Consider the following 12,396-nt stretch of genomic DNA (forward strand, 5'->3'; position numbering starts at 1 on the left):
AACCGGATCGGCCCTTGTTCCGTGTATGTACCCGAGTGGGTGTGGAGTGGAGGATCGATCATGGTGAGTTGGGTTCTACGCATCGTCGTGGCGGCCGCGCTGCTCGGCTCGGCGGGCGTGCACTACTTCCTGTGGACCGAGGACTACCCGGGCATCGTCGGGCCGTTGTTCCTGCTCGACGCGATCGGCGGCCTGGTCATCGCGATCGCGGTCCTGGCCTGGCGGCACTGGCTGCCCGCGCTGGGCGCGGTCGGCTTCGGGGTGCTGACGCTGGGCGCGTACGTGCTCGCCGCGACCGTCGGGTTCGCCGGGAACCACGACCAGTTCAACAGCCAGCCGGAGTACTGGGGCGTCATCACCGAGGCGGTCTGCATCGTCGGCGGCCTGGCCCTGATGTTCGTGAAGGACCGGCGTCGAGCCTCGGCCTGAATTCCGTGGGGGAAGTCGCCGAAGACGCGCTGATGCGCGCGCTGCACGAGGAGCACGCGGCCGCGCTGTGGTCGTACGCGCTCCACCTGACCTCCGGCGACCGGATCCGGGCCGAGGACGTCGTCCAGGAGACGCTGCTGCGCGCCTGGCGGTCCACGGCGGTGCTGGACCAGTCGCAGGGCTCGGCGCGGGCGTGGCTGTTCACGGTCGCGCGGCGCATCGCGATCGACGGCTGGCGCTCGGCGTCGGCCCGCTCGGAGGTGGTGACCGACCGGCCGCCGGAGCGGGCCGTCGGCGACGGCACCGACCGCGCGGTGCAGGGCTGGCTGGTCGCCGAGGCGCTCGCCGAGCTGTCCGAGCGGCACCGCGAGGTGCTGGTGCTGTGTTACTTCCAGGGCTATTCCGTGGCGGACGCGGCGATGCGGCTGGGCGTGGCCGAAGGGACGGTCAAGTCCCGGACGCACTACGCGTTGCGCGCCCTGCGCCTGGTGCTCGAGGAGAGGGGGGTGACCCAGTGAGCGAGGACCCGTTCGCGACGTTCGACGCGGCGTACGTGCTCGGGGCGCTTGCCCCCGAGGACCGGCAGCGCTTCGAGCAGCACCTGCGGACCTGCGACCGGTGCGCGGCGTCGGTGCGCGAGCTGGCGGGGCTGCCGGGGCTGCTGGCCCGGGTCGACGCCCCGGCCGTCCTGCCGGACGCGGGGCCGCCCCCACCGGACCTGCTGCCGACGGTGCTTCGCCGTGTCCGGCGCGGCCGCCGGATCCGCACCGCGGTGACGTCGGTGTCGGCCGCGCTGGCGGTGTCGGCGTGCGTGGCGCTGGCGGTGGTGGCGTCGTGGCCTCCGGCGGCCCCGCCGCCGTCGATCGCGATGACGGCGCTGGGCCAGTTCCCGGTCCGCGCGGACGCCCGCCTGGACGCGTTCGAGTGGGGCACGCAGGTGGACATGTCGTGCAGCTACACGGGCGAGCGCAGCAGCGGCGAGTACGTCCTGGTGGCGATCTCGCGTTCCGGGGCCGAGACCCAGCTGGCGACGTGGAAGGCGGTCCCGGACAACACGGCCCGCATCGTGATCGGCACGGCGTTGAAGCGGACCGATCTGGCGGCGCTGGAGGTGCGCGGGGGGAGCGGGAAGGCGCTGCTCAGGCTGACTTTGTGAAGGGGTGGTGGCTCGTCCGGGGCGCAGGGGGCCCCGGACGAGCCACCTGGTCTCCCGCCGCTCCGCCCGTGTCGACCCCCCAATCACGCGTGTCGACCTCCCCGTCACGCGAGCCGACTCTCCAGTCACGCGAGCCGACTCTCCAGTCACGTGTCGACTCTCCCGACACGCGAGCCGACACCCCGATCACGCGAGCCGACCTTCCAAGTGCGCGAGTCGACCTGTTCGACCGGGGCGAGGTCTCGTGTCTCGCGTGTCGCCCACAGGAGTGAAACCCGGCCCGGAACGCAGCGAACGGACCGTTCGCTACGCCCGGCATTTGCCCAGCTCAGCCCGTCCGCAGCACCCTGGACCCATGCCCCCGCCGATCTTGCTCCTCATCACCGTGGCGGCCGCCGGAGCGGTCACCGCGCCACCCGCGGCGCGCCTGCTCCGCCGCGTCGCGGCTCCCGTCCCGGTGCCGGCAGCCGCCGCTCTGTCCGCCTTCGGTGCCGCGGCCGTCACCGCGCGCTGGCTGGCGGGCGGCTGGCCCATCTGGTGGCTGCCCGTCCCGCTGGTGCTGACCGTCGTCGCCGTCCCGCTCGTCCTGGCCGACCTGCGCCACCTCCGGTTGCCGGACGTGCTCACCCTGCCCGCGTACCCGCTCTTCGGCGCCGCCGTGGGAGCGGCCGCGCTGGGCGGTGGTGGTCCGTCGCTCGCCGTGCGCGCCGCCGCCGGTGCCCTGCTGTTCGGCGGCGCCCACGCGGCGGTCCGGAGAGCCGCGCCACCCAGCCTCGGCGCCGGCGACGTGAAGCTGTCCGGCAGCCTCGGCGCCGTGCTGGGCGCGGCCGGCTGGCCCGCCCTCGCCGTCGCGGCCGTGCTGGCGGCGCTCCTCAGCCTGGCCGTCGCGCTCCTGCGGAGAGCGGGCCGGGTGCCCCACGGTCCGGCCCTGCTCACCGCCACCTGGCTGTGCGCCCTCTTCCCGGGTGCGCCATGACCGGAACACTCTTCGGGCCCGCCCGGCCCCCGTGACAGGATTGAGCCCATGTTGCGCTGGATCACCGCAGGTGAATCGCACGGACCCGCGCTGGCCGCCGTGCTCGAAGGCATGCCCGCCGGCGTCGGCGTCACCACCGCCGACGTCACCGAGCAGCTTGCCCGCCGCCGCCTGGGCTTCGGGCGCAGCCCGCGGATGGGCTTCGAGACCGACCACATCGACTTCCTCGGCGGCGTGCGCCACGGCCTCACCCAGGGCGGCCCGGTCGCGATCCAGATCGAGAACGCCGAGTGGCCCAAGTGGGAGCAGGTCATGGCGGCCGATCCGGTCGACCCGCAGATCCTCGAAGGCCTGGCCCGCAACGAGCCGCTCACCCGGCCCCGCCCCGGCCACGCCGACCTGCCCGGCATGCAGAAGTACGGCTTCGACGAGGCGCGCCCCGTCCTGGAGCGGGCCAGTGCGCGGGAGACGGCGTCGCGGACCGCGCTCGGCACCGTCGCGCGGAACTTCCTGAAGCAACTGCTCGGCGTCGAGATCCTCAGCCATGTCGTCTCGATCGGCGGGGCCGACGCCCCCGAAGGCCCGCTGCCGGTCGCCGCCGACCTGGCCGCCATCGACGAGAGCCCGGTGCGCGCCTTCAGCCAGGAGGGCACCGACGCGATGGTCGCCGAGGTCGACGCCGTGCGGAAGGCGGGCGACACCGTCGGCGGCGTGATCGAGGTCCTCGCCTACGGCCTCCCGCCGGGCCTCGGCTCCCACGTCCACTGGGACCGCCGGCTCGACGCCCGGCTCGCCGGCGCGCTGATGGGCGTCCAGGCCATGAAGGGCGTCGAGGTCGGCGACGGCTTCACCACCGCCCGCCGGTGGGGGAGCCAGGCGCACGACGAGATCGACCGCGGCACCGGCCCGGTCGGCGTCACCCGCCGGTCCAACCGCGCGGGCGGCCTCGAAGGCGGCATCACCAACGGCGAGCCACTCCGGGTGCGCGTCGCGATGAAGCCGATCTCGACCGTCCCGAAAGCACTGTCCACTGTGGACGTCAAGACCGGCGAGCCCGCCGTCGCCATCCACCAGCGGTCCGACGTCTGCGCGGTGCCGCGTGCCGGGGTCGTGCTGGAGTCGGTCGTGGCGCTCGTCCTCGCCGACGCCGCGCTCGAGAAGTTCGGCGGCGACTCCCTCGCCGAGAGCAAGCGCAACGCCGAGGGGTACCTCAAGGCCCTCGAGGAGCGCTGGTGAGCCCTCGCGCGGTGATCGTCGGCCCGCCCGGCTCGGGCAAGAGCACGGTCGGCCCGCTGCTGGCGGCCGCGCTCGGCGTCGTGTTCCGCGACAGCGACGACGACATCGTGGCGCGCACCGGGCGCAGCATCTCCGACATCTTCGCGGAAGACGGCGAACCCGCTTTCCGCGCGCTGGAAGAAGAAGCGGTCGCCACGGCGCTGGCGGAGCACGACGGCGTGCTCTCCCTCGGCGGCGGCGCCCCGCTCACCCCGGGCACCCGCGCGCGGCTGGCCGGGCACACCGTCGTGTTCCTCAACGTCGGCCTCGCCGCCGGCGTGCAGCGCACCGGCCTGTCGTCCGCGCGGCCGCTGCTGGCCGGGGTGAACCCCCGCGCCACGTTCAAGAAACTGCTCGACGAGCGGGTGCCCGTCTACCGCGAGGTCGCCACCGTCGAGGTCGCCACCGACGACCGGACGCCCGCCGAGATCGTCGCGGGCCTGGCGGCCCAGCTCGCCGTCCCCGCCGAAGCCAAGGAGTGAGTCACCCCGTGTCCGATCCGGTGCGCATCCCCGTCGCCACCGCCCGTCCCTACGACGTCGTGGTCGGCCGCGGCCTGCTCGGCGACCTCACCGCGCAGCTGACCGACGCGTCGAAGATCGCGCTGATCCACCCGCCCACGCTGACCACCACGGCCGAGGCCATCCGCGAGGAGCTGATCGCGGCCGGGCTCGACGCGCACCGCGTCGAGATCCCCGACGCCGAGGACGGCAAGGCGCTCACCGTCGCGAGCTTCTGCTGGGAGGTGCTCGGCCGGATCGGGCTGGACCGCCGCGGGGTCGTGGTCGGCCTCGGCGGCGGCGCCGTCACCGACCTCGCCGGGTTCGTCGCGGGCACGTGGATGCGCGGGGTCCGGCTGGTCAACGTGCCGACGACGCTGCTCGGCATGGTCGACGCCGCGGTCGGCGGCAAGACCGGCATCAACACCGAGGCGGGCAAGAACCTCGTCGGGGTGTTCCACGAGCCGAGCGCGGTGTTCGTCGACCTCGCGACGCTCGAGACGCTGCCGCCGAACGAGCTCGTCGCCGGGATGGCCGAGGTCGTGAAGACGGGCTTCATCGCCGATCCGCGGATCCTCGAGCTGATCGAGGCCGACCCGGCCGGGGCGCTCGACGCGAGCGGCGACGTGCTGGCCGAGCTGGTCCGCCGGTCGATCCAGGTCAAGGCCGACGTCGTGGCCGCCGACCTGCGCGAGTCCGATCTGCGCGAGATCCTCAACTACGGCCACACCCTCGGCCACGCCATCGAGCGCCGCGAGCGGTACCGGTGGCGCCACGGCGCCGCGGTGAGCGTCGGCCTGGTGTTCGCCGCCGAGCTGGCGCGGCTGGCCGGGCGGCTCGACGACGCCACCGCCGAGCGCCACGCCGCCGTGCTGAAGCTGCTCGGCCTGCCGACGACCTACGACGCCGACGCGCTGCCCCAGCTGTTGGAAACCATGAAGGGCGACAAGAAGACCCGGTCCGGTGTGCTGCGGTTCGTCGTCCTCGACGGCCTGGCCAAGCCCGGCCGGCTGGAAGGGCCGGACCCGTCGCTCCTCGCGGCCGCCTATTCGGCGATCGCGGCGGACGCGCAGAAGAGCGGCGGGAGCGTGCTGCTGTGAAGGCGTTCGTGTTCAACGGTCCCAATCTCGGGCGGCTCGGCAAGCGCGAGCCGTCGGTCTACGGCTCGACCACCCACGACGACCTCGCGGCGCTGTGCGTCAAGACGGGCGCGGAGCTGGGGATCGAGGTCGAGGTCCGGCAGACCGACCACGAAGGCGAAATGGTCGGCTGGCTGCACGAAGCCGCCGACGGCGGGAACCCGGTGGTGCTCAACGCCGGCGCGTGGACGCACTACTCGATCGCGGTGCGCGACGCCGCCGCGCAGCTGTCCGCGCCGCTGATCGAGCTGCACATCTCGAACGTGCACAAGCGGGAGGCGTTCCGGCACCACAGCGTGCTGTCGGACATCGCGACCGCGGTGATCGCCGGTCTCGGGGTCGACGGCTACCCGCTCGCCCTGCGGTGGCTCGCCGCGCACCCGGGATGACGCTGCCGACGCTGACCACGGCGCGGCTGCGGCTGCGTCAGCTGGTCGAGGCGGACCGCGAAGCCGTCGTGAAGGTGTTCTCCGACCCGGAGATGAGCCGGTTCTTCGCCGCGGACTTCTCCGACCCGGCGGCGGCGAGCGCGATGGTCGACCGCCGGCTGGCCTACCGCGGCCCGGCCGGCCAGGGGCACTGGGTGATCGAGCGCGACGGCGAGGTGATCGGCGTCGCGCACCTGCGCCCGTCGTCGGAACTGCCCGGCGGGGTGGCCGAGCTGGGCTACTACGTCGCGAGCGCGTACGCGGGGCAGGGCCTGGCGACCGAAGCGGCCCAGGCGGTGCTGGATCACGGCCTCCACGCGCTCGGGCTCCCGGCGGTCTGGGCGCTGGTGCACGAGAACAACGCGGCGAGCCGCAGGGTGGCGGCCCGGCTGGGCTTCCTCGACGTCGGCAGCGGCATCCACTACGGCGACCTGCACCGCGTGCTGGTGTCCCTGGCACCGGTGGCCGGGCGGCCGCACCACGTCGAGCTGTGGGTGCCGGACCTCGCCGAGGCCGAGCGGAGCTGGGGCTGGCTGCTCGGCGAGCTGGGGTGGACGGAGTTCCAGCGCTGGCCGGCGGGCGTCAGCTGGCGGCTCGGCGGGACGTACGTCGTGGTGGAGGCATCGCCGGCGATGAGCGCCCCGGAGCACGAGCGCACGCGGCCGGGCCTGAACCACCTGGCGCTGCACGTCGGAACGCGAGCCCAGGTCGACGACCTGGCCGAGCGGGCGGCGGACCACGGCTGGCGCCCGCTGTTCGCCGACCGCTACCCGTACGCGGGCGGGGAAGCGCACTACGCGGCTTACCTGGAGAACGAGGCCGGTTTCGAGGTCGAGCTGGTCGCGCTCGAAGGCCCGCAGGCCGCGGACTGACCCGAGCTTCGCGAGAGAGCTGCCTCCGGCCGGCGGGGGTCTGACGGGAGCTTCGCGATCGCGCCCCTGGCGGCGGCCCTCGGCAAATGGGGGGCCTGGGCGGATGTCTTCGGCGGCCGCAGGTCGGTGGCCTCGCCGACCTTTGCCGGGGCGCCAGGCCCGTCGACCAGCGCCGGGACGGCCGGGCGAAACCCGGCCGCCGCCGGAGCGGGTCGTCACCGGGTCTGACCGGCGCACTCTCGGAAAACCCTTGCCGCGCCCGCGATCTTGCTCGCGATCGAGGGACCGTCGACCAGGCGTGCCGTCACTCGGTCAGGGTGCGTCTCGCTACACTCCGATGCCGTGCGCCCGTTTCGTCGTGGGGGTCGGCGACCCGCTCGTGCCTTGCTCGCCAGTGTGCTGGCCGGGCTGCTCGTCGCGGGGTGCACCGAGGGTTACGCCCAACCTCAGGCGGCGGGGGACAAGCCGGCCATCGCCGGCGGGAAGACCGGCGCTCCACCCCGGCCGGTCGATGTCAAGCTCGCTTCGGGTGACCCCCGGGAGAGTGGTGGCGTGATCGCCGCCGGTGGGGCGGACGCCGTCTACGACTACGGGCCTTCGGTCATGTTCGACCGCGGGCAGACCCGGATGTGGTGGTGCAGCCAGTACGGCGGCGCCGGACCCGCCGGCGACGACATCCTCTACGCCCAGGCCCAGTCGATCGACGGGCCGTTCGCCGGGCCGGACGGCGGGATCCCGGCCGCCGTCTTCTCCGGCGCGCCCGGGCAGTTCGACGGCATGCACACCTGCGACCCGTCGGTGCTGCGCGTCGGCACGACCTACTACCTGTACTACACCGGCGCGGCCGGTGACCACGCGCTCGGCAACGCCGTCGGGCTCGCGACCAGCCCCGACGGCGTGCACTGGACCCGCGCGGCCGGCGGGAAGCCGATCCTCGGGCCGTCGCACGACGTGCACCGCGACAACGTCTACGGCGCCGGCCAGCCCTCGGCCGTTTACCTCGACGGCTGGTTCTACCTGATGTTCACCGACACCACCGGCCGCGCGGCGGCGCGGAACGGCGCCGGGCAGTTCGTGCTCCGGTCGCACGATCCCGCGTTCGGGTCCGGGGTGCAGGCCCTCGACGTCGGCGGGTTCGTGCCGGTGCCCACGACCTCCGCGCCGCGCGGCCGGTCGGTGGTCGAGGGGTTCAGCGCCGACCTGATGTGGGTGGGCGCGCTCGACGCGTTCGTCATCGCGCACGAGACCGACACCGGGACGACGCTGACGTTCTGGACCGCGGACTTCACCGAGAACCCGTACCGGCCGGTGGTCGTCCCAGGCCCGTGGAAGGAGGGGCCGGGGCTGGTGCGCCGCGCGGACGGGCACGCGCCGCTGTCGTCGGCCGCCCCGTGCGACCGGGTGCCGTTCGACGTCGTGCGCGCCACCACGATCGGCGGTGCCGGCGCGCCGACCGGCCTGCGCCACTTCGGGCTCGACCTGCTCGGCAGCCAGGCCTGCGCGAACGCGGGCCGGGTGGCCGCGACGTTCGACGGCGTGACGATGCCGTCCCCGGACCGGACGATGGACCTGGTCCGCGCCGGGCAGCGGGTCCGGGTCGACCGGCGCGGGGTCGCCGCGGCCCTGGCCGGCGAGCTGCTGGAGAAGGAACCGCCCGAGGTGGCGGCGCTCCCGGTGGCGACGCGGCTGCGCTCGGGCGCGGAGGCGGTCCAGGCGCCGGGCCGAGGGTTCGCGCTGGTCCTCGACGACCGCCGGCTGTGGCGGGTCCCGGACGCGGGGATCATCGCGGGCAACGGCTCGGCGGCGCACCCGGTGACGGACGCCCAGTGGGACGGCTCCCCGCAGGCCACCTCGCTGGTCGGCTGACGCCGGGGAGCAGGCTCCGGCGCCGAGGGAGATCGCCGGCAGACGCTCGGCCGGCGCGGAAGGCGTCGAGCGGGCTCTGACGCTGTCCCCGGCGGCGGGGACAGCCGCTGCCAGCGGCGCGGTCGACCGGTGAGGTGAGTGCCGGACCGAGCGGAAACCGGCACGCCGAGTGAGCTACGCGCGGGGTTCCTGGCTGCGCGGCCGGATCCGGCGCGACGGCCGCGGCGCGAGTTCCTGGTCGGACGGCCCGTCCCGGCGGGACGACGGCGGCGCGAGTGCCTCGTCGGACACCTGACCACGGCGGCGCGGTCGGGGCGAGGGCTCCTCGTCAGACCCCTGACCTCGGCGGCTCGGCCGCGGCGACAGTTCGTCGCCGGATCGGCGGCGCGGGCGCGGCGAAGGCACTTCGCGCGCTTCCGCCTCCTCCTCGTCCGCCGGCTGGGACCTTCCGATCCGCCCGCCCACGAACAACCCGAGCCCGGCGGGAATCAGCACCAGCAGCGCCGAGAACGCCGCACCGCCGGTCAGGGCCCCGCTCAGCTCGGCCACGCCCGTCTGGTCGACGAACACAGCCCGCCCGACCACGTACAGGATCCCCGACACGACCCCCGTCACCAGCGCCGCGATGAACCACGCGCGGCCGCGGTCGGGGAGGTCTCGCCACGCGTCCAGGGCACTCCACAGCGCCGCCGCGCCGACCAGGACCGCCAAGGCCACCGACACCACCAGCGTCTGGTCCGTCGGGTGGTAGACGGCGTACTTGGCCAGCAGCGTCAGCGCCACGCCGTGCAGCACCGCCATCCCGAGGCCGCGGATCACCCAAGCGCTCATCCTGCGGAGTGTAGGCGGCCTACTGGCGAGTCGCTTCACCACCGACGGAACGCGACGAACGTCCGGTCCGGTGCGCACTAGGCTGGGGAAGTGCCTGAAACCCATGGACGACGCCGGGCGGCGCTGCGCGGGCTGCTGACCGAAGCCGGTGTCGACGCGCTGCTGGTCACCGATCTGCTCAACATCCGCTACCTCACCGGGTTCACCGGCTCGAACGCCGCCGTGCTGCTGCACGCCGAGGGCGACGGGAAGACGCTCTTCTGCACCGACGGCCGCTACACGACGCAGTCGGCCACCGAGGTGCCTGACCTGGACAAGGTCGTCGACCGGGCCAGCGCCGCCGCCCTCGTCGCGAAAGCCGCGAAGGACACCAAGACCTACGGGCGGGTCGGCTTCGAGAGCCAGCACGTCAGCGTCGAGGAGTACGAGGCGCTCCGGACGCAGGTGGAGCTGGAGCGGACCCCGGGGCTGGTCGAGCGGCTGCGGCTGGTGAAGGACGAAGCCGAGGTCGAGGCGCTGCGCCAGGCGTGCGCCGCCGCCGACCGGGCGCTGGACGACCTGCTCGCCGCCGGGGGCCTGCGATCCGGCCGGACCGAGCTGGAAATCGCCCGTGACCTGGAGAACCGGATGCTGGAGCACGGTTCGGCCGAGCCCAGCTTCGCCTCCATCATCGCTGCCGGTGCGCACTCGGCCATCCCGCACCACCAGCCGACGCACGCCCAGCTGAAGCGCGGCGACTTCGTCAAGATGGACTTCGGCGCGACCGTCGACGGTTACCACTCCGACATGACCCGCACCTTCGTCCTCGGCGAACCCGCGGACTGGCAGCGCGAGGTGTACGACCTCGTGCACGCCGCCCAGGCGGCCGGGGTCGACGCCGTCGTGCCGGGCGCCGAGGTGTCCGATGTGGACGCCGCGGCGCGGAAGGTGATCGCGGACGCGGGCCACGGCGAGCACTTCGCCCATGGTCTCGGCCACGGCGTCGGCCTGCAGATCCACGAGGCGCCCAGCTTCGCCGCGACGGGCGTCGGTACACTGTCCGCCGGTATGGCGGTCACCGTCGAGCCCGGCGTCTACCTCGCGGGGCGCGGTGGCGTGCGCATCGAGGACACGCTCGTCGTGCGGGCTGGGGAGCCCGAACTCCTCACCCTGAGCACCAAGAACCTCGTGGTCGTCTGACGGCGGCCCCGAACCCCGAAGATTCGACACAGGAGACTGCAAGCTCGTGGCCACGACCAACGACCTGAAGAACGGGCTCGTCCTCAACCTCGAGGGCCAGCTGTGGACCGTCACCGCGTTCCAGCACGTCAAGCCCGGCAAGGGCGGTGCCTTCGTGCGCACGACGCTCAAGCACGTGCTCACCGGCAAGGTGGTCGACAAGACGTTCAACGCGGGCACGAAGGTCGAGACGGCCACGGTGGACCGCCGGAACATGACCTACCTGTACAAGGACGGCCAGGACTTCGTGTTCATGGACGGCGACACCTACGACCAGATCACGGTCCCGGCCGAGGTCGTCGGCGACAACGCCAACTACATGCTGGAGAACACCGAGGTCCAGGTCGCGGTGCACGAGAACGAGCCGCTGTACGTCGAGCTCCCGACGTCGGTCGAGATCGTCGTCCAGCACACCGACCCCGGCCTGCAGGGCGACCGCTCCACCGGCGGCACCAAGCCGGCGACGCTGGAGACCGGCGCGGAGATCCAGGTCCCGCTGTTCCTGTCCACCGGCGAGAAGATCAAGGTCGACACCCGTGACGGCCGTTACCTGGGCCGCGTCTCCAACTGATGCCGACGTCGAAGCCCCACCCCAACCGCGGCGGCGCGATCAGCCGGCGGCAGGCGCGCCGTCGTGCGGTGGAGATGCTGTACGAGGCCTCGCAGCGGGACACCGACGCGGTGACGCTGCTGGCCGACCGCGTCGGCGCGACTGAGGTCGACCCGATCGCGGACTACACGATCACCCTGGTCGAGGGCGTCACCGGGCGCCGCGCGCAGATCGACGAGCTGCTGGCCGAGCACGCGCAGGGCTGGACGGTGGAGCGGATGCCGAAGGTCGACCTCGCGGTGCTGCGGGTCGGGGTCTACGAGCTGCTCTGGGCCGCGGACGTGCCGGACCCGGTCGCGATCGACGAGGCCGTCGGCCTGGCGAAGGAACTGTCCACGGACGATTCGCCGCGGTTCGTCAACGGCGTGCTGGGCCGGATCGGCACGATCGCCGACCGCCTCCGCGCCGTGCTCTGACGTACTGCAAGCCCCCCGACGAGTCAGTGAGCGTCTCCGGTGCCCCACCGGGGAACGCTCACCTCGTCGGTGCAGCACATCGGGCGATCAGTCCTCCTTGGAGGGCCGCGCCTCCGGCGGCAGCACGCCCCAGTCGATGAGCTGCTCGGTCAGCTCGCCGGGGGTCATGTCGTAGATGATCGCCAGGGACCGCAGGTCCTCGGTGCGGATCGAGAGCACCTTGCCGTTGTAGTCGCCGCGCTGGCTCTGGATCGTCGCCGCGTAGCGGGCCAGCGGGCCCACCTTTTCGGCCGGCAGCTGCTGCAGGCGCTCGAGGTTGATCACGATCTTGGTGGCGGGCTCCGCGCCGGAGGGGACCCGGCCCTCGGGCAGCAGCTCGACCACCGGCACGCCGTAGAAGTCGGCCAGCTCGGCCAGCTTCTGCACGGTGACGGCACGGTCGCCACGCTCGTACGAGCCGACGACGACGGCCTTCCAGCGCCCACCGGACTTCTGCTCGACCCCGTGCAGGGACAGGCCCTGCTGCTGGCGGATCCCGCGGAGCTTGGCCCCGAGCGCCTTGGCGTAATCGCCCATCTGGTCGTTCTCCGTTCTCCACCCCCTCCCGGTCGGGGTGACCGGTCCAGGGGACTCTTCGAGTCGAATACTCAGAGTAATGGTTACGCATTGTTGTCACCAGG

Annotated in this window: 14 protein-coding genes and 1 pseudogene; 13 read left to right on the forward strand and 2 right to left on the reverse strand. The window is 73.4% G+C overall.

Annotated features, from left to right (window positions below; genetic code table 11):
* The first annotated feature begins 60 nt into the window (after positions 1-60).
* From QRX60_RS27450 to QRX60_RS27495, 10 genes are all read left to right on the forward strand, one after another.
* Positions 61-429, forward strand: coding sequence for a hypothetical protein (locus QRX60_RS27450; RefSeq protein WP_285994314.1), 369 nt, complete (start codon positions 61-63; stop codon positions 427-429).
* A 5-nt stretch (positions 430-434) separates the two neighbouring features.
* A complete protein-coding gene (locus QRX60_RS27455) occupies positions 435-947 on the forward strand; it encodes a sigma-70 family RNA polymerase sigma factor (RefSeq protein WP_285994315.1) in 513 nt (170 codons plus the stop codon).
* A complete protein-coding gene (locus QRX60_RS27460; protein ID WP_285994316.1) occupies positions 944-1,585 on the forward strand; it encodes an anti-sigma factor family protein in 642 nt (213 codons plus the stop codon). Before QRX60_RS27455 ends, QRX60_RS27460 begins: the two co-directional genes overlap by 4 nt.
* Before the next feature lie 355 nt (positions 1,586-1,940).
* Entirely contained in the window at positions 1,941-2,561 is a 621-nt protein-coding gene (locus QRX60_RS27465) for a prepilin peptidase (protein ID WP_285994317.1), read from the forward strand.
* A gap of 48 nt (positions 2,562-2,609) precedes the next feature.
* Positions 2,610-3,797 carry a chorismate synthase gene (gene aroC, locus QRX60_RS27470; protein ID WP_285994318.1) on the forward strand — a complete coding sequence of 396 codons (1,188 nt, stop codon included), beginning with the start codon at positions 2,610-2,612 and terminating at the stop codon, positions 3,795-3,797.
* Complete coding sequence (locus tag QRX60_RS27475; RefSeq protein WP_456298897.1) at positions 3,791-4,318, forward strand: shikimate kinase; 528 nt, start codon at positions 3,791-3,793, stop codon at positions 4,316-4,318. The genes aroC and QRX60_RS27475 overlap by 7 nt, the downstream gene beginning before the upstream one ends.
* 8 nt (positions 4,319-4,326) lie before the next feature.
* On the forward strand, positions 4,327-5,436 hold the full coding sequence (gene aroB / locus QRX60_RS27480) for a 3-dehydroquinate synthase (RefSeq protein ID WP_285994320.1): 1,110 nt from the start codon (positions 4,327-4,329) through the stop codon (positions 5,434-5,436).
* Positions 5,433-5,864 (forward strand): type II 3-dehydroquinate dehydratase, encoded by a 432-nt coding sequence (gene aroQ, locus QRX60_RS27485; protein WP_285994321.1) that lies wholly within the window; start codon positions 5,433-5,435, stop codon positions 5,862-5,864. The genes aroB and aroQ overlap by 4 nt, the downstream gene beginning before the upstream one ends.
* The gene (locus QRX60_RS27490) at positions 5,861-6,775 is read left to right on the forward strand and encodes a GNAT family N-acetyltransferase (protein WP_285994322.1); all 915 of its coding nucleotides are present in this window, start codon (positions 5,861-5,863) and stop codon (positions 6,773-6,775) included. The genes aroQ and QRX60_RS27490 overlap by 4 nt, the downstream gene beginning before the upstream one ends.
* 384 nt (positions 6,776-7,159) lie before the next feature.
* Positions 7,160-8,641 carry a glycoside hydrolase family protein gene (locus QRX60_RS27495; protein ID WP_285994323.1) on the forward strand — a complete coding sequence of 494 codons (1,482 nt, stop codon included), beginning with the start codon at positions 7,160-7,162 and terminating at the stop codon, positions 8,639-8,641.
* Positions 8,642-8,995: 354 nt separating this feature from the next.
* On the opposite strand, the pseudogene QRX60_RS27500 reads toward QRX60_RS27495, so the two are convergent.
* Positions 8,996-9,472, reverse strand: a pseudogene (locus tag QRX60_RS27500) (B-4DMT family transporter); the annotation flags it as partial.
* Between the two features lie 90 nt (positions 9,473-9,562).
* Between QRX60_RS27500 and QRX60_RS27505 the strand changes: the two are divergent.
* From QRX60_RS27505 to nusB, 3 genes are read left to right on the forward strand one after another with little or no spacing between them, the layout of a single operon-like run.
* Positions 9,563-10,651, forward strand: a complete 1,089-nt coding sequence (locus QRX60_RS27505) for a M24 family metallopeptidase (protein WP_285994325.1) — start codon at positions 9,563-9,565, stop codon at positions 10,649-10,651.
* A 46-nt stretch (positions 10,652-10,697) separates the two neighbouring features.
* Positions 10,698-11,261 carry an elongation factor P gene (gene efp, locus QRX60_RS27510; protein WP_285994326.1) on the forward strand — a complete coding sequence of 188 codons (564 nt, stop codon included), beginning with the start codon at positions 10,698-10,700 and terminating at the stop codon, positions 11,259-11,261.
* Positions 11,261-11,716 carry a transcription antitermination factor NusB gene (gene nusB, locus QRX60_RS27515; RefSeq protein ID WP_285994327.1) on the forward strand — a complete coding sequence of 152 codons (456 nt, stop codon included), beginning with the start codon at positions 11,261-11,263 and terminating at the stop codon, positions 11,714-11,716. Before efp ends, nusB begins: the two co-directional genes overlap by 1 nt.
* 87 nt (positions 11,717-11,803) lie before the next feature.
* Here nusB and bldD read toward each other — a convergent pair whose 3' ends face one another.
* Positions 11,804-12,292: a transcriptional regulator BldD gene (gene bldD, locus QRX60_RS27520; protein ID WP_003096372.1), complete on the reverse strand. Its 489-nt coding sequence runs from the start codon at positions 12,290-12,292 to the stop codon at positions 11,804-11,806.
* Positions 12,293-12,396 lie beyond the last annotated feature (104 nt).

Source organism: Amycolatopsis mongoliensis (genome assembly GCF_030285665.1).
Classification (GTDB): domain Bacteria; phylum Actinomycetota; class Actinomycetes; order Mycobacteriales; family Pseudonocardiaceae; genus Amycolatopsis; species Amycolatopsis mongoliensis.

Bases quoted from the DNA above. Each gene is read 5' to 3' on its own strand.
- bldD (WP_003096372.1), bottom strand. From the start codon at position 12,292: ATGGGCGATTACGCCAAGGCGCTCGGGGCCAAGCTCCGCGGGATCCGC.
- QRX60_RS27450 (WP_285994314.1), top strand. From the start codon at position 61: ATGGTGAGTTGGGTTCTACGCATCGTCGTGGCGGCCGCGCTGCTCGGC.
- QRX60_RS27490 (WP_285994322.1), top strand. From the start codon at position 5,861: ATGACGCTGCCGACGCTGACCACGGCGCGGCTGCGGCTGCGTCAGCTG.
- QRX60_RS27465 (WP_285994317.1), top strand. From the start codon at position 1,941: ATGCCCCCGCCGATCTTGCTCCTCATCACCGTGGCGGCCGCCGGAGCG.
- nusB (WP_285994327.1), top strand. From the start codon at position 11,261: ATGCCGACGTCGAAGCCCCACCCCAACCGCGGCGGCGCGATCAGCCGG.
- aroC (WP_285994318.1), top strand. From the start codon at position 2,610: ATGTTGCGCTGGATCACCGCAGGTGAATCGCACGGACCCGCGCTGGCC.